General features: G+C 50.0%; 16 protein-coding genes. 7 read left to right on the forward strand and 9 right to left on the reverse strand.

The window, feature by feature from the left end; all coding sequences use genetic code 11:
• Positions 1-15: 15 nt before the first annotated feature.
• The gene (locus tag M0L20_RS21935) at positions 16-945 is read right to left on the reverse strand and encodes an AraC family transcriptional regulator (protein ID WP_248479051.1); all 930 of its coding nucleotides are present in this window, start codon (positions 943-945) and stop codon (positions 16-18) included.
• 283 nt (positions 946-1,228) lie between these two features.
• Here M0L20_RS21935 and M0L20_RS21940 point away from each other — a divergent pair, with 283 nt between their 5' ends.
• Together M0L20_RS21940 and M0L20_RS21945 are read left to right on the forward strand one after the other, a co-directional pair.
• Entirely contained in the window at positions 1,229-2,755 is a 1,527-nt protein-coding gene (locus M0L20_RS21940) for an aldehyde dehydrogenase family protein (RefSeq protein ID WP_248479053.1), read from the forward strand.
• Between the two features lie 108 nt (positions 2,756-2,863).
• Positions 2,864-3,253, forward strand: a complete 390-nt coding sequence (locus tag M0L20_RS21945; protein ID WP_248479055.1) for a DUF779 domain-containing protein — start codon at positions 2,864-2,866, stop codon at positions 3,251-3,253.
• A 48-nt stretch (positions 3,254-3,301) separates the two neighbouring features.
• Here M0L20_RS21945 and M0L20_RS21950 read toward each other — a convergent pair whose 3' ends face one another.
• The 3 genes from M0L20_RS21950 to M0L20_RS21960 form a co-directional block, all read right to left on the reverse strand.
• On the reverse strand, positions 3,302-3,940 hold the full coding sequence (locus tag M0L20_RS21950; RefSeq protein WP_232558743.1) for a response regulator: 639 nt from the start codon (positions 3,938-3,940) through the stop codon (positions 3,302-3,304).
• 6 nt (positions 3,941-3,946) lie between these two features.
• Positions 3,947-6,976, reverse strand: coding sequence for a sensor histidine kinase (locus M0L20_RS21955; protein ID WP_248479056.1), 3,030 nt, complete (start codon positions 6,974-6,976; stop codon positions 3,947-3,949).
• Positions 6,977-7,068: 92 nt separating this feature from the next.
• Positions 7,069-7,278: a hypothetical protein gene (locus M0L20_RS21960; RefSeq protein ID WP_232558745.1), complete on the reverse strand. Its 210-nt coding sequence runs from the start codon at positions 7,276-7,278 to the stop codon at positions 7,069-7,071.
• A gap of 337 nt (positions 7,279-7,615) precedes the next feature.
• Between M0L20_RS21960 and M0L20_RS21965 the strand changes: the two genes are divergently transcribed.
• On the forward strand, positions 7,616-8,071 hold the full coding sequence (locus tag M0L20_RS21965) for a DUF2147 domain-containing protein (protein WP_248479057.1): 456 nt from the start codon (positions 7,616-7,618) through the stop codon (positions 8,069-8,071).
• Between the two features lie 295 nt (positions 8,072-8,366).
• Here the strand turns inward: M0L20_RS21965 and M0L20_RS21970 are convergent, their stop codons facing one another.
• On the reverse strand, positions 8,367-8,717 hold the full coding sequence (locus tag M0L20_RS21970; RefSeq protein WP_248479058.1) for a hypothetical protein: 351 nt from the start codon (positions 8,715-8,717) through the stop codon (positions 8,367-8,369).
• A 227-nt stretch (positions 8,718-8,944) separates the two neighbouring features.
• Positions 8,945-9,547 carry a DUF3244 domain-containing protein gene (locus tag M0L20_RS21975; protein WP_248479059.1) on the reverse strand — a complete coding sequence of 201 codons (603 nt, stop codon included), beginning with the start codon at positions 9,545-9,547 and terminating at the stop codon, positions 8,945-8,947.
• Positions 9,548-9,982: 435 nt separating this feature from the next.
• Here M0L20_RS21975 and M0L20_RS21980 point away from each other — a divergent pair, with 435 nt between their 5' ends.
• Positions 9,983-10,939: an alpha/beta hydrolase gene (locus M0L20_RS21980; RefSeq protein WP_248479060.1), complete on the forward strand. Its 957-nt coding sequence runs from the start codon at positions 9,983-9,985 to the stop codon at positions 10,937-10,939.
• A gap of 16 nt (positions 10,940-10,955) precedes the next feature.
• Here M0L20_RS21980 and M0L20_RS21985 read toward each other — a convergent pair whose 3' ends face one another.
• Positions 10,956-11,387, reverse strand: coding sequence for a response regulator (locus tag M0L20_RS21985; protein ID WP_232558751.1), 432 nt, complete (start codon positions 11,385-11,387; stop codon positions 10,956-10,958).
• Positions 11,388-11,830: 443 nt separating this feature from the next.
• On the opposite strand from M0L20_RS21985, the gene M0L20_RS21990 reads away from it, so the two are divergent.
• Both M0L20_RS21990 and M0L20_RS21995 read left to right on the forward strand, forming a co-directional pair.
• Complete coding sequence (locus tag M0L20_RS21990; RefSeq protein ID WP_248479061.1) at positions 11,831-12,022, forward strand: hypothetical protein; 192 nt, start codon at positions 11,831-11,833, stop codon at positions 12,020-12,022.
• 106 nt (positions 12,023-12,128) lie between these two features.
• Positions 12,129-12,863: a DUF72 domain-containing protein gene (locus tag M0L20_RS21995; protein WP_232558753.1), complete on the forward strand. Its 735-nt coding sequence runs from the start codon at positions 12,129-12,131 to the stop codon at positions 12,861-12,863.
• A gap of 25 nt (positions 12,864-12,888) precedes the next feature.
• Here M0L20_RS21995 and M0L20_RS22000 read toward each other — a convergent pair whose 3' ends face one another.
• The gene (locus M0L20_RS22000; RefSeq protein ID WP_248479062.1) at positions 12,889-13,107 is read right to left on the reverse strand and encodes a hypothetical protein; all 219 of its coding nucleotides are present in this window, start codon (positions 13,105-13,107) and stop codon (positions 12,889-12,891) included.
• 154 nt (positions 13,108-13,261) lie between these two features.
• The gene (locus tag M0L20_RS22005; RefSeq protein ID WP_248479063.1) at positions 13,262-15,088 is read right to left on the reverse strand and encodes an alkaline phosphatase; all 1,827 of its coding nucleotides are present in this window, start codon (positions 15,086-15,088) and stop codon (positions 13,262-13,264) included.
• A gap of 672 nt (positions 15,089-15,760) precedes the next feature.
• On the opposite strand from M0L20_RS22005, the gene M0L20_RS22010 reads away from it, so the two are divergent.
• Positions 15,761-18,709: a SusC/RagA family TonB-linked outer membrane protein gene (locus M0L20_RS22010; RefSeq protein WP_248479064.1), complete on the forward strand. Its 2,949-nt coding sequence runs from the start codon at positions 15,761-15,763 to the stop codon at positions 18,707-18,709.
• Positions 18,710-18,796 lie beyond the last annotated feature (87 nt).

Consider the following 18,796-nt stretch of genomic DNA (forward strand, 5'->3'; position numbering starts at 1 on the left):
AACGCGGTCGTGCGATTAGAACAGGCTTTGTTTACGGTATTGGGCGGGCGACATGCCCATCTCGCGCCGAAACAGCTTCATAAAATAAGTAAGGTTATTGAACCCGCAATCGACGCTGATATCCGCCAGACAGCGACTGGTGGTCCGCAGCAGCTTGGACGCCAGCGAAATGCGCTGTTGGTTGATGAAATCGACGGGCGTTATGCCAAACGTCTGCCGGAACGTCCGGTAGAAATTCGGCTCGCTCATGCAGGCTTCGTCGGCCAACTCCTTGATGTGCAGGCTACGGCTTAGGTTTTTATTGATGTACTGCGCAATGTGCGCTAAACGGTTCTCATTAACCAGAGGACTCGATGAACTCAACAGCAGTGTCCGGGCCTGGGTTTGCATCAGCCGAACCATCAGTTCCTGCAACACCAGATTGGCGAACACATCTTTGGCCTGATTATTTTCGGTGAAGATGTAGATCAGGCGAGCAATCAACTGATGAATGGGTTCGTCGTTGGTCAGAAAAAAGTTGGCCTGCCCAAACTGCCATCCCTGCGAATTATCCACGAGCGGAGTCCGGTCGTTAAGCATATCCGTAACCTGCTTTACTTTATCGGGATCAATCGCCAGTGCCAGACATTGGGTAGGATTCTGGCTTTGCGCTTCGGGGAAGTCGATGCGCATGGTTTCTTCGCTGGGTACAATGACCGACTCGCCAGGAAGCAAATCGAACGAAGGCGTTCCGGGCAGATGCATTACTTTCTTTCCCCGGATCATGCTGGCCAGTACCGGATTGGTAAACGTCAGCTCCACCTTTTCGGCTACGTGCTGCGTTTCGTAAATGTTTAATTCTGCTGTATCGATGGTATAAGCAGTCCGATTCTCTACTTCCTGTTCCAGCCGCCGGGATTTCAGGTGATACGAAATGTCTAGCGGAGTTTTCTGTACGCGTTTCATGAAGAATGGTCTAGTTACACGAGCGTATTGCCGGGTTCAGCATGCGCAAATTAGTCATTTACTGATACTTAACTAGTATTATTATCACAAATCTTAGTGTATTTAAAAGACAGTAGCCTCAAGTGATCCTAAGTGCATAGCAGTTTTCGGGCCATTAACGCATTATACTTTAGCCGCCATTTTGATAGGATAGTGCAGGGAGACGATACGATTGGTCAATTTTTATAGAACAATTTATCCAAACTTTGTAACAAATCCAATTTAACTTTTCTTCGTTACGAACATGGAAGTATTAGAAGCTCCAAGCAAGATTCTGCCCCGGCCTGAGTTTAAGAGCCAGTACGAGAACTACATTGGCGGTAAATGGGTGACTCCGGTAGACGGCGAATACTTTGCGAACAACTCGCCTATCGACGATAGCTTAATCGCCCGTGTTCCTCGTTCCAAAGCCGCCGATGTTGAACTGGCACTCGATGCGGCACACAAGGCTTTTACAGCCTGGTCCCGTACGTCGGCGACCGAACGCAGCAACATGCTGATTCGGATTGCCGACCGGATCGAACAAAATCTTGAATTTCTGGCCCGCGTCGAAACGGTCGAAAACGGGAAAGCCGTTCGCGAAACGATGGCCGCTGACTTACCGTTGGTTGTCGATCATTTCCGCTACTTCGCCGGGGTGATCCGGGCCGAAGAAGGCAGCCTGGCCGAACTCGATAAAGACACGGTGTCGATGATCATTAAGGAACCCATTGGCGTTGTCGGGCAGATTATCCCCTGGAATTTTCCGCTGCTGATGGCTACCTGGAAGCTGGCTCCGGCGCTGGCCGCTGGCTGCTGCGTGGTGATGAAACCCGCCGAGCAGACGCCAACGTCGATTCTGGTGTTGATGGAAGTGCTCGAAGGGCTGATTCCGCCCGGCGTGGTGAACATTGTCAATGGTTTCGGCCCCGAAGCAGGCAAGCCGTTGGCTCAGTCCAAGCGCATCGCGAAAGTAGCTTTCACGGGTGAAACGACGACGGGCCGACTGATCATGCAATACGCGTCGGAAAACCTGATTCCGGTAACGATGGAGTTGGGCGGTAAATCCCCTAACATCTTCATGGAGTCCATCGCCGATGCGGACGATGAGTTCTTCGACAAATGCGTAGAAGGTGCGGTGATGTTTGCCTTGAACCAAGGCGAGATCTGTACCTGCCCCTCGCGACTGCTCATTCATGAGCGGGCCTACGACCGGTTTATCGAACGAGTTGTTGAGCGTACCAAGGCCATTAAGTTAGGCCACCCGCTCGACCTGGATACGATGATGGGTGCCCAGGCCAGTAACGATCAATACGAAAAAATTCTCTCTTACATCGATATCGGCAAGCAAGAAGGGGCCGAGATCCTGACGGGTGGCGGCCCCGCCGGTTTAGTGGATAACGGGCTGGAAAGTGGTTATTACATCCAGCCCACCATCTTCAAAGGCAACAACAAAATGCGCATTTTTCAGGAGGAAATCTTCGGGCCTGTCGTATCAGTGACGACCTTCAAAGATGCTGACGAAGCCATCGCGACGGCCAACGATACGCTGTACGGGCTCGGGGCAGGTTTGTGGACTCGGGATGCGCACGAGTTGTACCAGATTCCTCGTCAGATTCAGGCGGGCCGTGTGTGGGTGAACTGCTACCACAATTATCCGGCGCACGCACCGTTTGGCGGCTACAAGAAGTCGGGTTTTGGTCGGGAGAATCACCACATGATGCTCAATCATTACCGGCAGACGAAGAACATTCTGATTTCGTACAGCAAGAGCAAATTAGGGTTCTTTTAGTGGAGAAGCGGACTGGGTCGAGCGCTAAAATTAGTTGCTCGATTCAGTCCCCTTTTAGTAATCACTCAGATTTTATCCGACAGCTAAGTGCGTACCACTGATTTTTTTATGACCACGCAAACCACCTCCCGCGTCGATGTAACCCCGGCAGCCGCCAACGTTATCGACAACCTGAAGGTCCAGCACGGACCGTTAATGTTTCATCAGAGCGGGGGGTGCTGCGATGGCTCATCGCCTATGTGTTACGCCGTGGGTGATTTTATCATTGGCTCGACTGATGTGTGGCTGGGTACGATTGTGGACTGTGATTTCTGGATGTCGGAAGATCAGTTCGAATACTGGCGACACACGCACCTGACCGTCGATGTGACGCCGGGGCGGGGAGCCAGTTTCTCTCTCGAAATTCCACTGGGCATTCGCTTCCTGATCCGTTCACGCCTATTCAGCGAGGACGAAATGAATCATCTGCCACCGGTTCGGGTAGGGGGCGATAGTTAACATCAGTCAAATAACTATCGGTCAGTAATTTACCAACCTAATAGCGGTTCACACAAGTCCTTCCCGCATGGCTTTTAGAACGGCTTCAGTTTTTGAGTTGACCTGTAGCTTATCGTAAATACTGCGGATGTGCGACCGCACCGTATCGATGCTGATGTGCAGTTCGTCGGCAATCAGTTTGTAGCTGTACCCACTGACCAATCCTTTCACAATATCCAGTTCGCGTACCGACAGCTTGTAGTCATCGCTTGGCTGCGCCTTTGGTTGCTGAAAATGCAATAATACCTTCCGGGCGATGCTCGCGGTCATCGGCGATCCGCCCCGGTGCAGATCGAAGATAGCTGCTACCAACTCGGCGGGCGACGTATGCTTGAGCAAATAGCCACTGGCTCCGTTCCGAATCGCCCGAAAAATTTTGTCTTCATCGTCAAACACCGTCAGCATCAGTACCTGCGTGGCTGGCAAAACAGCTTTAACCATCGGTACGGCCTCGATGCCGCTAATGCCGGGCAAGTCAATGTCCATCAGCACCACATCGGGTCGAAGCGAACGTATTTCTTCGGGCAGGTGCTGACAGTTGCCAAACGCGCCCAGCAAGGTTAGCCCCGGCGTCGCCTGAATCAGAAACGAAAGTCCTTCGCGCAGTTCGCGGTTATCTTCGTAGTAAATAATGCCAATATCCGTCATAGTCGTTTAGGAAAGCGGGGTCGTTAATACCACCGATGTACCGGCACCCGGCGCAGACGTAATAGCTAGTTTCCCCCGAATGTCGCGCGCACGCGTCTGTAGATTCGCTAACCCATTGCCCGACCGCACCGTTGCCGGATCGAACCCTTGTCCGTCATCCTGAATCTTGACGTGCAACTGCCGCCCAACAACGCTCAACGATACATCAAGCCGGGAACAATGAGCGTACTTGACGGCGTTATTCACGCTTTCTTTAAAGATCAGGTATAAGTTACGGCGCTGTTCGACATCTAGTTTCAGCGCGGGAAAGGGTTCCGTTGCGGTCATAGTAAACTTGATACCTTTTGCTTCCGTAAGCCGCAGCCCGAATTCACGCATCCGGCTCACCACATCGTCCAATCCATCGTTGCGCGCTTTGATCGTCCAGATAATGTCCTGCATAGACTCGGCGAGGGTGGTGGCGTTGGCACTGATGCGTTGCAACAATGGGACAGACTCAGGCCGAACGTCAGCAATCTGGCTCTGTACTACATCACTGAAAATACGAATACTGCTTAGCGTCGATCCAATATCGTCGTGCAAATCCGTAGCGATTCGATCCCGGATTCGGGTCAGTCGCTGCTGCTGAAGCTGACGATTTCGGTAGATTCCCCACAGGATAATAAGCACTGTCGCCAGAACCAATGCTTTAAACCAAATGGTCTGATAAAAAGCCGGGATGACACGCATGAGTACCGTAGTCCCGGTTTGATTCCAGACACCATCGCTGTTAGCCGCCCGGATGCGTAACTGGTAATTGCCGGGAGCCAGATTGGTATACGTTGCCGTACGGGCATCGGTTGTAATCCATTCCTCGTCAAATCCCAGTAGTTTGTACGCATACCGGTTTTTTGTAGCCTGACTGTAGTTGAGCGCGGCAAATGCAACCGTTACCGTCGTTTCGTCGGGTTCCAGTTGAACAGACTGGCCTGGTTCAAGCCTACGCGGACGATTGTTTACCCGGACTTCGGTGACGACGACCGGGGGCGGCATCTTATTTTTTCGTAGCTGTTCGGGTTGGAAGTAAACAAATCCCCCTTCTGCGCCAATAAATAACTCGCCCTGACGGCTTTGTGTGATGGGTTGAAACAGATTATTCGTTAACAGCCCACTGGCTTTGCTGTAGTAGCGAAACCGTTTCGTTACAGGATCAAGCTCGTGCAGTTGCTCATCGGTGGCCAGCCAGAGATGCCCCCGTTTGTCCTCCGCTATTCCAAAAATATGATCGGCCAACAAGCCGTTTTCCAGCGTGTATGTCTGCAAAACGTGCCCGTTCGTATCCGCTTTGACCATAAAATCGATGCCCGACAACCAAAGGTTTCCCTGGCGGTCGATCAGAAAGGTACTTTGTAACTGGTTCGATGGCTGAACGACGGGCTTAGAACTCTGTATCTCAACGCGAACGGCCTGACTCCGCGTCGAATTAATGCGAACCAGACCGCGTGTTGTCAGCACCCAGAGTCGCCCCTGGTTATCTTCCTGCATTCGGCTTACACTAAACAACTGATCCGTTTCGGTAGACAGCCGCCAGGCACGAATTCGGTCCGTAGCCGGATCATACCAGTACAGCCCCTGCCGACCAGAGCCTAACCACAGCCGCCCCTGCCGGTCGTTGTAGAAGCCCCGGATCGGAACGGGTGGCGACGGGCTATCAACGTTTTCGGAACGAGAAACTCGTTTGTACTGCCACTGCTTACGCGTCGGATCATACACACCAACACCGTCTTCCAGACCAACCCACAGCCGCCCATACTGATCTTGTGTTAACGCGTAGGACACTTTATCTGTCATGGCGGCAACCGTTTGCAGCGTTCCTTGGTGGTTCCAGCGAAACAAACGGGCATTTTGGGTTACACCCCAGAATAACGAATCCGTACGGTAATCCTGAAGAATGACCGTTACGCTACTTACGGTTCTATTATCTACCGAGTCCCGCACCAACTGACGACCGAATTTGGTCGCTACCGGATCGATGACAGCCAGACCGTACTTGGTACCGACCCAGAGCGCCCCCGTTAAGGAATCACTATACAATGATCCCGTCATCCCCCCCGGATAGCTGGTTGGGTCGTCAGCAATTCGTTCAAACGTAGTGTAGCTATTTCTGACGGGGTCGTAACGGGTCAATTGGGTAAGCCCGCCCAGCCAGAAGATCGGTTTGCCATCGGCTCCTTTCCCTTCTGCCATTTCGGTTATAATCCCCGACTTACCCAGATATTCAACGAAGCGATTGGTAGCGACTTCATACCGCATTAAGCGCTGCGTCGTGTAGGCGTAAAGCGTTCCGGATTTGCTTTCAGCCAATCCATTCACCTCAAGAGAAGCGTTGGGATGATGTTTATCTTTCCCAATAACATAGGCATACCGACGGCGGGCGGGGTCAAACTGATACAAAGCCCCCGCAACAGCAACCCACACGTTTCCCCGCCGGTCGATAAATGGGCTAGCGTAGGCAGCAGGCATTATATGAGGTAATGCATACGCCGTCAGTTGACGTGTATGGGGGTCTATTCGATACAGCCGATTAACAGAAGAAAACCAGCCCATCCCGGCTTTGTCGAACCGAACCGGCGAAACAAAATCATTATCAGCCTGGCGATCGCGCAATTGGGGCAGCGCTATGGTCTGCCCCTTCTCCTTGGTGGGATCGAAGCGATAAAGGCCCCGATTTGTTGATACCCATAAATGGCCGTTCTGGTCGGGAGTAATTCCGCCCGGCACGACATAATTACCGGGTAAACCATCTGGTCGTCCCGTCCGCTTGTAAACTTTGACCTGAACGCCGTCGAAGCGGTTTAGCCCGTTGATCGTCCCGATCCACATAAAACCACGCTGGTCTTTGGCAATGGCTGTAACAACGTCGTTCGACAACCCCTGATTGGTTGTATAGCGAACAAACGCGGCCTCCGCCGATTGCGCACGAGTTTTCTCCGAGGGACCAACCGCAAGCAACCAGCCAATCCCTAGCACAGCGAGCCATCTGATGCCTTTTCCCATAGCTACCTCAACATCTTACAAAGGTTGCCAGCGTCTTGTCCAAAGTCAACTCAATTGGCTCGCATAAAGATGTGAAATGCGTATTGCGGAAATCACCCTCGTGGTTCGTATACCTTCACGATTGTAAAGGCGTGCAACGCTTCATTCTGCCGATTGATGTAATCGATAGCGGCCTGCTCGGTTCTGTGCGGATTGGGTTCCGTTTTGGGTAGATCGAATAACCTGGGTCCACTCGTACGGGGCTCCTCCGAATTCAGGAAGCGGTGCACTCGATACACATAATAAACAGCTTCGATATTCATAGTTTCAGGCACTTTCGCGAAGAATGACTAATGACGTTGTCAAACGCCTTTTGTAAGCCTAAACTTCACGCTACCGGACACGAATAACTACCGGATCGTTATCGAATTGAGCAGAATACCGAATAGATCGTCAATAGGTGGGGTTAAAATGTAATCAGGATAAAATTATATAGCCTTACGCAGTGGAACGAGTTTAATCTTTTTGGCTGTTGCCGACTCTAACAAAGCAGAAGAAGCAGTCCCGATCAGTATAACCGAATGATGTTTCGGGTAACTTATCCGACTAAATTGTCTTTAATTGAGTTTATACAACAAATCATTGATCATCTATCAACTTATGAACCCCTGCCGCCTGGTTATCTTTGTGTTCTTGTGCCTGCTAACGCTGTCAGCGTACGCACCCCTACCCGATAATCCCGATGCAGTAGAAGGCAAATGGCTTAGCGCCAGAAAGAAAAATCAGGTTCAGATTTTTAAACAGGGCAACAAGTACTTTGGGAGGATCGTCTGGATGGCTGAACCGAATGACCCGGAAACGAACCGGCCTAAGACCGACAGGGAGAACCCTGACGAAAAGCTCCGCAACCGTCCACTACTGAACCTGGTCATCATGACGAATTTAACTTACAAAGGAAACAACGTCTGGACCGACGGGCAGATTTATAATCCTGAGGATGGGAAGACGTACAGTTGTGATTTAACGCTTAAAGATCCCAACTCGCTGGACTTGCACGGCTACGTGATGGGCATTCCTCTATTAGGCAAAACCAAAACCTGGACTCGGGTCAGATAAAACGCTGATATACCACTCAATGGCTTTCTGACTACCCAGCCTATGGGCACATGGAGCGACGAGGGAAATGCTCTCTAAATCAAGGACATAAAAAAGCCCGGCTGTTCGGACCAGCCGGGCTTAGAGTTTAACCGTTGCGGCAAGCCGTCGGAGTTTCACCCATTTTGACCTTGCAAAGGTAGGTATTACAGCCCTAAAGAAAAATTGAAACCGGAAAAGAAATAGCCTACCAAGGAGTTACCAGCTATCTCTTATGGTTAGTGTAAATAATTTATAGACGCATACGACCGCATCCTTACCTCAACCTCGAAGAAGTCACTTCGAAGGGTAACAGACTTACATTCATCCGCTCTAACTCAGGCGAGGTAAGAAAATAACCACTCACGTAAATCGCTAAACTGTCCCGTTGAAATTCAAACGGTAGGTTACAGGCATTCCAGGGTACGCCATTAGCTGGGATAAGTTGCCCCCCGCTTCGTAAACCTCCGGAGACCACAACCGTTACGGGAGCATCAACCACTCGTTGAGACCGAGTCAGTTGGCCGATGTTTGCATAGCAAGCCGATACAGATGCATCAACCGCTTGTTGTTTACAGCCAGCAAAACACAGCAGCAAGCCAGCCAGAATGAAAATGCGCCCCATCATTTTGTCGTTTTGTACTATGATCCGTCAGATTGTAAATAGGTTGTAGTCACTCTATTATTTTACAAAAATCAGCACGCGTCATAACGCAGCGCAGGCATGTATCCTTGACGTACAAAAAACCCGCTGCACCTGAGAGGTACAGCGGGCAATTGGGGTGCGACTCGGTTTGTCCGAAAAACCTGATCGCCTTAGTTGAGAACGAGTCTAAACTTTGCTATGTCAGCGGCTTAGTGTTTAATGTCAACGCGCGTTGAAAACTGTTTCTGATCCGGGCCAACGATGAAGGTGTAGGCACCATCAGGCAGAGCAGACAAATCGAACCGACGAGCCGAGCCATTCAACGAACCGGTTTGAACTAGCACATTGCGTGAGTCGTAGATAGCTACGTTTGCTTCTACATTTTGGGCAGGCAGTGTCACTTCGAACTTGTTTTTATCATAGGCCGAAATCGTTGGCTGCACCAGTTGTTTCTGGCTGCTTTCGTCAACAATAACCGTGTTACCTTTGATTGTCAACCCCTGCGACATCCAGTACGAGTCGTTACTGGCTGTCAGGTAGTACTGACCATCAGACAGACCGTTGAGGTTAAACGAGGTAATTCCTTTCTCACTGCGTGCAACAACACCACGATAAAGCAGATTGCCGTCGGCATCAATAATAGCCACGTCAACCGGCTCAGCCGTTTGAATATATAAACGTACTTTCTTTTGCTCGGACTTCTCAACACTCACCCCGTTTATAACTAAACCATTGTCAGCTTTAGCATCTCCCATGCCTGCCAGACCCCATACTGAAAGTAGTACAGCAATTGATAAACGGAACTGTTTCATTGGACTTTAATTTATATTTTTCCGTGACAAAGGTGCTAGATAAAGCCTATTCAATGCAATAGCAAGCAAGCCATGTTGTACAAAAACAAGAAAACTTCCCTTAAAAAGACAATTATTTATCAATATAATGGGTATTTTATCAAAAAAGTACAACAAGTCCATCCATATAGCTTATTATTTGTATTTTTCCAATAATTCTAATTTTTTGCACTAAACTGTTTGCTAGTTTTACACTTTACAAAAAAAATACAATTTATAAATAATAAGCGTCTTTTTAGATTAGCGAGTCGAGGCTGATTTGATGGCTTCGCATTTGCTTAAATCAGGGTGATGCCCTTAACCAACACCCTTTAGTTGCCGTTATAATTCATAACTGAATGCTTAAAACGGCAGAAAAACAAGCCACTCCCTGCCCGTTGATCTCCTTTATCCATTATGAAAAAGTCTATCTATTTTCTGCTGATGCTGGGATTGGTCAATTATTCCGTAATGGCTCAGTCTATTTCTTACCCTCATCCTGTTCGGTACATTACGCTCCGCCAGGAGCAAAAAACGATGCGTATGGCTTACATGGACGTTGCACCCATAGGTAAGCCAACCGGCAAAACGGTATTGCTTTTCCACGGTAAGAATTTCAGCGGTATTTATTGGCGGGACGTAATTAACTTTCTCAGCAAAGCAGGCTATCGGGTTATTGCACCGGATCAGGTTGGTTGGGGTCGGTCGGATTTTCCTGATTTACATTATAGTTTCCATGCGCTGGCTGCGAATAACAAGCAATTGCTTGATTCATTGCAGGTCGATCAGGTGGTTGTTATGGGCCACTCAATGGGCGGTATGCTGGCGACGCGCTTCGCTTTACGTTACCCCGAGCGGGTACGTCAGCTGATCCTGGAAAATCCGATCGGATTAGAAGATTACCGGACATTTGTTCCGTATTCGCCCATTGATAGTTTGTACGAAGGTGAATTAGGGGCCACCTACGCGTCGTACAAGAAGTACCAGCAGAGCTATTACCCGACTTGGGAAGCCAAATACGAAGAATGGGTGCGCGTACAAGCGTCGGCACTGGAAGATCCGCGTTTCAAACAGATTGCCTGGGTCAACGCCCTGACATACCAAATGATCTATGAGCAACCTGTTTGTTACGAATTCAAAAACCTAAAAGCTCCCACTCTATTAATTATCGGTCAGGCCGACCGGACCATTGTCGGGAAAGCGCGGGTACCTAAAGCGCTGGTCAATCAGCACGGTCAATACCCCGAACTGGGCAAACGCACGCATCAACAAATCGTGGGCAGCCAATTGGTGGAGCTTCCGGGTGTGGGCCACATTCCGCATGTGCAGTCATTGGCGGAATTTCAGAAAGCCGTCTTGAGTTTTCTGCGCTAAACTCATTCAACAAACACTAATTGAACCAGACCTGGGGCACCGTGACCGTGTTAACCCAGTAATTTTTCAGCGAGCTCATGCAGGCTTTCCATTCGTTAAAGACAAATGGTTTCTGAACAAACGACGTCGAATTTAATTCATTGGCCATTTCCACGTTTTCGTCTGTTTTGTAAGCCGACAGCATAACGACGGGCAGCGATTTGCCTTGCGGGTGAGCCCGTAATTCTTCCAGGAAAGTAAACCCGTTCTCTTCTGTCTTTAAATCCACATCCAGTAGTATCAGCCTGGGACCCGGACCCTTTAGGCTATGCAGGTAATTAACGGCTTCCCGATAAGAGGCAAGATAGGTGAAGGTGGCTTCTTCAAAACTGTATTTCGCAGCATATTCTAGCGTATCCAAAACCATTGGATCATCATCTATCAATAAGATAGGAAACGGTTTGTTCATAACAAACGGGCAGCAATTGAGATGTAAAACTGGAGAAAACTTTCATACTTTAGATTTATTATGAATTAAAAAGTAACAAAATCTCCATCTATTTATAATAAGCAGTTGTGCTTTGGCGGATCAATTGCCTCATGCACAGTACTACTTTCTGTCAAAAACGATTCCAAGCAGTGCGTACCGCTGAATACGCGGTTTTCTTCGGTAAGGCTTACGTTGAATCTATCAATTAGGATAAACAACAATCTCGTAGATACACGGATTTAGACTGCACTACTCCTATACTATAAACGTAACGCTGGCAATAAACGTCTGTCGTGCTATGCCAATCCTGCTGTATTTAGTCTTTGTTTTGAACGAGATCAGAAAACATTGAATTAGGTAGGGCCTGCTCCGTTCACTCACTACCGGGAACAGTCTTTTGCGGCTGGTACTTACGTTTCATCATGGAAACCTCGCCCGATCACTCTACGTCCGCAGATAAACAACCTCAACCTGCCCAACAGCAGGTTGAGGCCGCTACTAATTTCCTGGAAACATGCGACCGTTTATCAACGGGTTACGATAATGGCTTTTACTGGGATGACGTTCAGCGGGCGTTGCGCATTGCGGCAGGAATCGAAAATTGGCCGGAGTAAACTACCAGCGCCTTGTTCCCTGGCTAACCGGTGTTGGAAATACTTCATAAGCCAAGACTCAATTAGAAAACTAACTTCGTAACGTTAACAGATAACATACCATCACATGAGCAGTAGCGTCAGGGTTGGCACCTGCGGCTTCAACGGCACAAAAGCCAACTATCAGCAACGTCTTTCCTGCGTGGAAGTACAACATACCTTCTATCAACCTCCGCAACTGACGACCCTGCACCGATGGCGCAATGATGTTTCCGCCGACTTTGAGTTTACCCTAAAAGCCTGGCAGCTAATTACTCATCAAGCCAAGAGCCCAACCTACAAACGTCTCAGGCGAAAACTCACCGATCAGGAACTGGCGGATGCTGGTTTTTTCCGTCCTACTACCATTGTCGAAGAAGCCTGGCAGCTTACCCTGGCCTGCGCCCATGCGTTGAAAGCCCGGACAATTCTCTTTCAGTGTCCAGCCAGTTTTACCCAGACGTCGGAACACATCGCCCACATGGTCGGCTTCTTTTCCCGAATCGACCGGACAGGACTCCGGTTATGCTGGGAACCCAGAGGAAACTGGGACCGGCAGGTCGTTCGTGCGTTGTGTCACGACCTCGACCTGTGGCACGTCGTTGATCCATTTGTTAATACAACAACAACTCCTGAGCGGTGTTATTTCCGGTTGCACGGCCGGCAGGGCTGGCGATACAAGTACGAACCGCATGAGTTGACGGAGCTTCTGGAACTTCTGCCTCACGAGCAGCCGTCATACGTATTTTTCAACAATATCCACATGATGCAGGATGCACTGGCATTCAAAACCATACTGGAATCGCAGGACAACCTTGATTGATTGGCCTGCTTGCTCATCCTTGTCTTTACTTGTTGACGCAATAGATAAGACCCGTTCCTGGCTTGGCTCTCATGTCCTCGACGTACTGCTCCATTTCGGATTGCCCGCACAGTTCCTGGGTGATTATGGTTGACTGTGGATTGTCCGTGGTGTATACCGTGCAACTATAACAGAGTTTCCCGACCGACGAAGGTTTGCAGGAAAACAGAACCGAAAAGCAGGTAAGCAAAAGCAAGCGTTTCATAACCGATGTGTACTGAGTTCGCCAAAACTAATCGATTGAGGCACCTTGCCTCAACGGGTGTCTGCGCGAACTGTACTCATCGAAGCATGGCCTGACAGAAACACTGCCTGAAATAGCCCGTTCGCTGGCTGGCTGCCGTAGATTGGGCAGACAGCTATTTCTTCAGCACCGCCATGATCTTCTGGTAGATATCCGTGTTTTCGTAAACACCCCGAAAGTCCAGTGAATGCGGTCCGTAGGCAAAAACCGGCACCATCACTCCGGTATGGTCGTTGGTGCTAAAATGCCCATCGACGTATCCTTTTTTCAGGTTTCCATCAAGCAACGTCAACCCGCCCGTTTCGTGATCGGCGGTAACGATTACCAGCGTTTGCCCGTCGGCGTCAGCAAAACGCATGGCCTCGCCAATGGCTTTGTCAAAATCGAGCATTTCGCGCGCTACGTAGCTCATGTTGTTGACATGACCGCCGTAGTCGATCTGGGCACCTTCGACCATCATAAAAAAACCAGCTTGATTTCCTTTCAACTCCGCAACTACTTTTTGGAGACTATTCGTCAGGAAATTGCCCCGGCCTTTGTCGATGGATACCACCGCTTTATCGTCAAGCAGGACGAAGGGTGCTTTCAACTGGGTAAGGTCGCTGAACTGTTCACCGACGCGGTATCCGTCTTTCCGCAACGAATCAAGCAAATGCTGATCCTTGAAATAGCGCAACCCACCGCCAATAAGAATATCGGGTTTGGTCGCCAGAAAATCGGTGGCAATCTCCTGTTCGAATGACCGGTCGGGTTGGTGCGCGTAGAAGGCCGCAGGTGTAGCGTCGGTTACACTACCCGCCGTGATCAAGCCGCTTTTTATGCCATATTTTTTTAGCTGCGCTGGTAAGGCCAACAGAGGCCGATTCAGCGAATCCACGCCAATAGCCCGGTTATTAGTTTTCTGTCCGGTAGCCATGGCCGTTGCTCCCGCTGCCGAATCCGTAATGTAGGTATCGGCGGCACTGGTTTTCGAAAAACCAATGTTCAGCATTTTAGCCAGATTGAGGTTACCCCGGTTGGCCGTCAGCCCGGTGTAGATCTGAGCCAACCCCATGCCATCGCCAATCAGCAGAATCACGTTGCGCACCCGGCTACGGGCATCGTTGTTCCGATAGATCGGTTCGTAGACGGCATGAAAATCCGTACTTTGAAATTCGGCGGTGGGTCGTGAGTTCAGGAATTCGGCCAGTCCACTGATCTGATCGGTATTGATGTAATCGACGCCCAGATTAACCAGCGCTTTCCAGGTATTGATGTTGTCGGGTGTCGCCCAGAGCCGGATTTTTTTGCCCAGCTGATGCCCGTTTCGCACAAACGCCTGTAGCTTTTCCGCTTCTTTCTTCACAACGAGCCCTTTGCCATTCCAGCGGCTGAACGCCAGAAACGACTGGCTGATCAGTCCGATATGCTTGAGTTGGTCAGCTGTGTAGTTTACATCGGGCCGTCCGTCAAAGAGTAGCCAGTCGGGGAAGTTGTTGAACTGATCAGGAGCCGGAATAGTACCGCTGACCACCACACGAACCTGTCCGTTCACGCCAAAAGCAGCGGGGTACGCGCCCAACTGTTTTATCAGTAAAGGAAGCGTCTGGCTTGCCGGCGTTTTCAGGTCGATCAGCAGTTGCAAGGGAGCACCATCTTTGTAAATCTTACCGCCCTGCTCTTGCATCTTTTGAAGGATTGGCTGGATATACAGTCGTTCCAGTGTACGGCTGTTATCGACATCCGATGAATCGTGCGCCACATAAAGCTGGCCCCGATACGCGTGAACGTCAGCTTCAATGGATCCGAAATTGGCGTAATAAGCCGCCAGGAATGGGATGTTCTGCGCGTAATCGTTGTGCGAATGTGCCTGGGCGGTGGTATACAGTCCGGTCGGTTGCGCGAAGCTGAAACGGCTGATTAAAAATACAGTTAAGCAGAAGAAGTGAAATCGAGAAATCATGCAATAAACGAGACAGTTGGACTCTCAGGGGGAGTTTGTAGTCGCCGGACGGCGATGAATGAGCTACTACGGTAGCCGTAAACCAGCCACAAAACTACGATCAATTGCGCGTTCGCACCGCATCGTCCGGTGAAGTAACTGTTATTATTTGCCGGCACTCAAGTCACTTCTTAATGATTTAGTAACACGCCCCTTTTCTTTAAATAAGTATAATTAGCGCCCTTCTGCTGGTCTTGCCACTTTATTTCTATTCCGGGAGCTACTTTAACTTTACGCATCTGGCAAACTTACTTAAAGTCTAAAATTTCCAGCTCTGGTGAAACTACCTATTTCGACTCCCGCTCAACTAGTAAATTAAAATACTGACTATCAAGAGTATAATTACAATATTACTATAATCCGTATAAAGTACTATAGTATAAATCAGGTCTCTCTGCATTTGAGTGCTTGGGACGCTCCTGTTTATTAAGATATTTTTAATTCTGGAAATACGGCTCGTCACAATCAGACAATACATTCAATTTTGCATCTTAATCTCATGTCCTCTGTATGCCATCCATCTACAAATTGACTTCTCAATATGGGCGTTGCTGGCGGTTATTGCTTTTAGCTTTAGCCGTTACCGTTTCACTATCCGCCCAGGCAGCAAATTTGCCCCTGGCGGTAAGCGCAATGGCTCATTCAACAAACGCAAAAACGACGGCTGACGTCACGATCACTGGTCGGGTGACCGATGCAACCACCAACGAAGCCCTGGCCGGTTGCAGCGTCGTACTGAAAGGAACCCAGCGCGGCACAACTACCGACGCTGATGGGCAATACCGGATCACCATACCCAACGCGAACAATGCCGTACTGGTCTTTGGTTTTATCGGTTTCGTATCGCAGGAAGTAGCGGTCAGCAATCGCACGGCGATCAACGTAGCCCTTAGCTCGTCAGCGTCCGAATTGAGCCAGGTCGTCGTGATTGGTTACGGTAGCACCACCAAGAAAGATATGACCGGGTCCATCAAATCGGTGAAAAGCACTGATTTTAACCGGGGGATCATCAACTCGCCGGAGCAATTGATCCAGGGTAAAGTAGCCGGGGTAAATGTAACGTCGGCGAGTGGCGAACCCGGTAGTTCGCAAACTATTACGATTCGCGGACCCGGTGGTGTTCGGACCGGCAGTACTCCCCTCTTCGTACTCGACGGTTTACCCCTGGACAATTCCAGCACGGGCGGGGTTACCAACCCACTGACGTTTCTGAATCCACAGGATATCGAATCGATTGACGTACTGAAAGATGCCTCGGCAACGGCGATCTACGGAGCGCGGGGCGCCAACGGCGTTGTCCTGATCACGACCAAGAAAGGGAAATCGGGCTCCGCGTCGCTGACTCTTTCGTCGAGTCTGGGTATTTCCAAAATGGCGCGCCCGCTGCCGGTATTTACGGCGGATGAGTTTCGGGAGCAAGTAAAAGCGCTTGGTGGTGTTCTAGATGATAAAGGTGGATCAACCGACTGGCAAAAAGAAATCAGCCAGACCGCTTACACCCAGAACCACAACCTGTCGTTTAGTGGCGGATCGGATAAGCTAACCTATTACGGGTCCGTCGGCGTACAGAACCAGCAGGGCGTTCTCAAAAACAGCCAGCTCGACCGCTATACGGGTCGTATCAACGCAACACAACGGATGCTGGATGACCGGCTGACGCTGGACGTAAACCTTAACGCATCGTACACAAATAATCAACGGCCTCCCGGAAACTCGGCAGGTAGCGGAGTGACGACCATTGGCGGTGCCATCTCCGCTAATCCCACATTTCCCGCTTACGATTCGGCAGGTGATCCGTTTCAGTACCAAGGAGCTACAAACCCGTTGATCACGTTGAAGCTCGAGAAAGACATAACGACCACGAACCGGATCGTAGCCAATATTTCACCGTCCTACAAGATTTTAAAGAATCTGGTCTACAAGCTCAATTTCGGCATCGACAACTCCAGTGCGGTTCGCGATCAACAGTCACTGGCCAACGCCGTTCCGCAACAGGACGGACGGCTGCTGAGCACTTACACCACCAACCGCAACGTGCTGGTAGAAAACTACTTCACGTACACGCTCACCAAGACCAACCACAATCTGACGGCTTTGCTGGGTCACTCCTACCAGAATTTCTTTGTGCAGGAGCGCAACTGGAGCATCAACAAATTCCCGATTACGCCCGTCGAACCAATCTACAACCCTGGTTTAGGGCAGGAACTGACGCTAGCGAATAACCGCCCAACGGGTTTCGCGCTGAAGAATGAATTGCAATCGTTTTTTGGCCGGGTCAATTACCAGTTCAACGACAAGTATCTGGTAACAGCTACCGTACGGGCCGACGGTTCGTCGAAGTTCGGTGCCAACAACAAATACGGCGTTTTCCCATCGTTCTCGGCGGGATGGCGGCTGTCGGAAGAAAGCTTTCTGAAATCGGGACCGTTCACAGATCTGAAATTACGGGCGGGCTGGGGCCAGACGGGCAACCAGGAAATTCCGGCTAAAATCACGCAGGCCCTGTTTACGGCTCAGGTGTCCAACACGACCAGCTACCCCCTCGACGGTTCGACCAGCTACCCCGCCGGTATCTCGTACACCCGACTGGCGAATCCCGACATTCAATGGGAAGTATCGTCGCAAACCGATTTAGGACTTGATTTTGCCGTGTTCAAAGGGGCATTGTCGGGTTCGGTCGATTATTTCCGGAAAGTATCGAACAAGATTCTGCTGGAAGTAATCCCTGCCGATCCCGTTCAACCCGCCAGCACCTATTGGACCAACGTGCCGAACATGAGCATCACGAACCAAGGGGTCGAACTGGACTTGAACTACCGTTACGCCAGCCTGAGCGGTTTCCGATTCGACATCGGGGGAAACATCACGTTCATTGACAACGTAGTCCGCAACTCCCCTTATTCGGTTATCACGTCGGGATCGGCGCAGGGTTCGGGCCTCACGTCGGCAACGGTTAACGGCTACATTAACGGGCAACCCATCGGTACGTTTTTCCTGAAAGAATTCACGGGCTTTGACGAGAAAGGCATCAGCACGTATCGCGACGCAGACGGCGACGGTATCGTCACGGACAAAGACCGGATTGCGGCTGGCAGCGCGTTGCCTACCAAGCAGTTCAATATCAACAGTACTCTGGCATACAAAGGCTTCGACTTAGCGATCAACTTCAATGGCGTGTCGGGCAATAAAGTTTACGACAATACGGCCAACGCGAGTTTTTACAAGTTGCGTCTGTCGAAAGGCTTGAACTCGACGCCCGAAGCCATTCAGTACGCGCAAGAGTCGATCAACAACTCGGCCCCGGTATCGACACGCTATTTAAAGAGCGGCAGCTTTTTCCGGCTCAACAACCTCGCGCTCGGTTATAACCTGAATCCGAAGTCGATAGGTATCAACCGCTGGCTCAACGGCATTCGGATCTCTGTAACGGCTCAGAACCTGTTCGTCATTACCAAATACGACGGGTATGATCCAGAGGTTAACACCGACCGTGCCGTAAATGGTATTTCGTCTTTTGGTATCGATTACCTCAGCTACCCCAAAGCGCGCTCGGTCATCTTTGGTCTGAACCTTACATTCTAATCATCCTGTCATTGATTGTCTTTTCACGTCTTGCTATTCGTCTGTCTGGAACGTTGGCAACAGCAGGATAAACGACAATCAATGACT

Source organism: Spirosoma liriopis (assembly GCF_023196085.1).
Taxonomy (GTDB): Bacteria; Bacteroidota; Bacteroidia; order Cytophagales; family Spirosomataceae; genus Spirosoma; species Spirosoma oryzicola.

Coding starts and splice junctions, on each gene's coding strand:
- M0L20_RS22000 (WP_248479062.1), bottom strand. CDS start 13,107: ATGAAACGCTTGCTTTTGCTTACCTGCTTTTCGGTTCTGTTTTCCTGC.
- M0L20_RS21975 (WP_248479059.1), bottom strand. CDS start 9,547: ATGAAACAGTTCCGTTTATCAATTGCTGTACTACTTTCAGTATGGGGT.
- M0L20_RS21955 (WP_248479056.1), bottom strand. CDS start 6,976: ATGGGAAAAGGCATCAGATGGCTCGCTGTGCTAGGGATTGGCTGGTTG.
- M0L20_RS21985 (WP_232558751.1), bottom strand. CDS start 11,387: ATGAACAAACCGTTTCCTATCTTATTGATAGATGATGATCCAATGGTT.
- M0L20_RS21940 (WP_248479053.1), top strand. CDS start 1,229: ATGGAAGTATTAGAAGCTCCAAGCAAGATTCTGCCCCGGCCTGAGTTT.
- M0L20_RS21980 (WP_248479060.1), top strand. CDS start 9,983: ATGAAAAAGTCTATCTATTTTCTGCTGATGCTGGGATTGGTCAATTAT.
- M0L20_RS21935 (WP_248479051.1), bottom strand. CDS start 945: ATGAAACGCGTACAGAAAACTCCGCTAGACATTTCGTATCACCTGAAA.
- M0L20_RS21995 (WP_232558753.1), top strand. CDS start 12,129: ATGAGCAGTAGCGTCAGGGTTGGCACCTGCGGCTTCAACGGCACAAAA.
- M0L20_RS21950 (WP_232558743.1), bottom strand. CDS start 3,940: ATGACGGATATTGGCATTATTTACTACGAAGATAACCGCGAACTGCGC.
- M0L20_RS21990 (WP_248479061.1), top strand. CDS start 11,831: ATGGAAACCTCGCCCGATCACTCTACGTCCGCAGATAAACAACCTCAA.
- M0L20_RS21960 (WP_232558745.1), bottom strand. CDS start 7,278: ATGAATATCGAAGCTGTTTATTATGTGTATCGAGTGCACCGCTTCCTG.
- M0L20_RS21965 (WP_248479057.1), top strand. CDS start 7,616: ATGAACCCCTGCCGCCTGGTTATCTTTGTGTTCTTGTGCCTGCTAACG.
- M0L20_RS21970 (WP_248479058.1), bottom strand. CDS start 8,717: ATGATGGGGCGCATTTTCATTCTGGCTGGCTTGCTGCTGTGTTTTGCT.
- M0L20_RS22005 (WP_248479063.1), bottom strand. CDS start 15,088: ATGATTTCTCGATTTCACTTCTTCTGCTTAACTGTATTTTTAATCAGC.
- M0L20_RS21945 (WP_248479055.1), top strand. CDS start 2,864: ATGACCACGCAAACCACCTCCCGCGTCGATGTAACCCCGGCAGCCGCC.
- M0L20_RS22010 (WP_248479064.1), top strand. CDS start 15,761: ATGGCTCATTCAACAAACGCAAAAACGACGGCTGACGTCACGATCACT.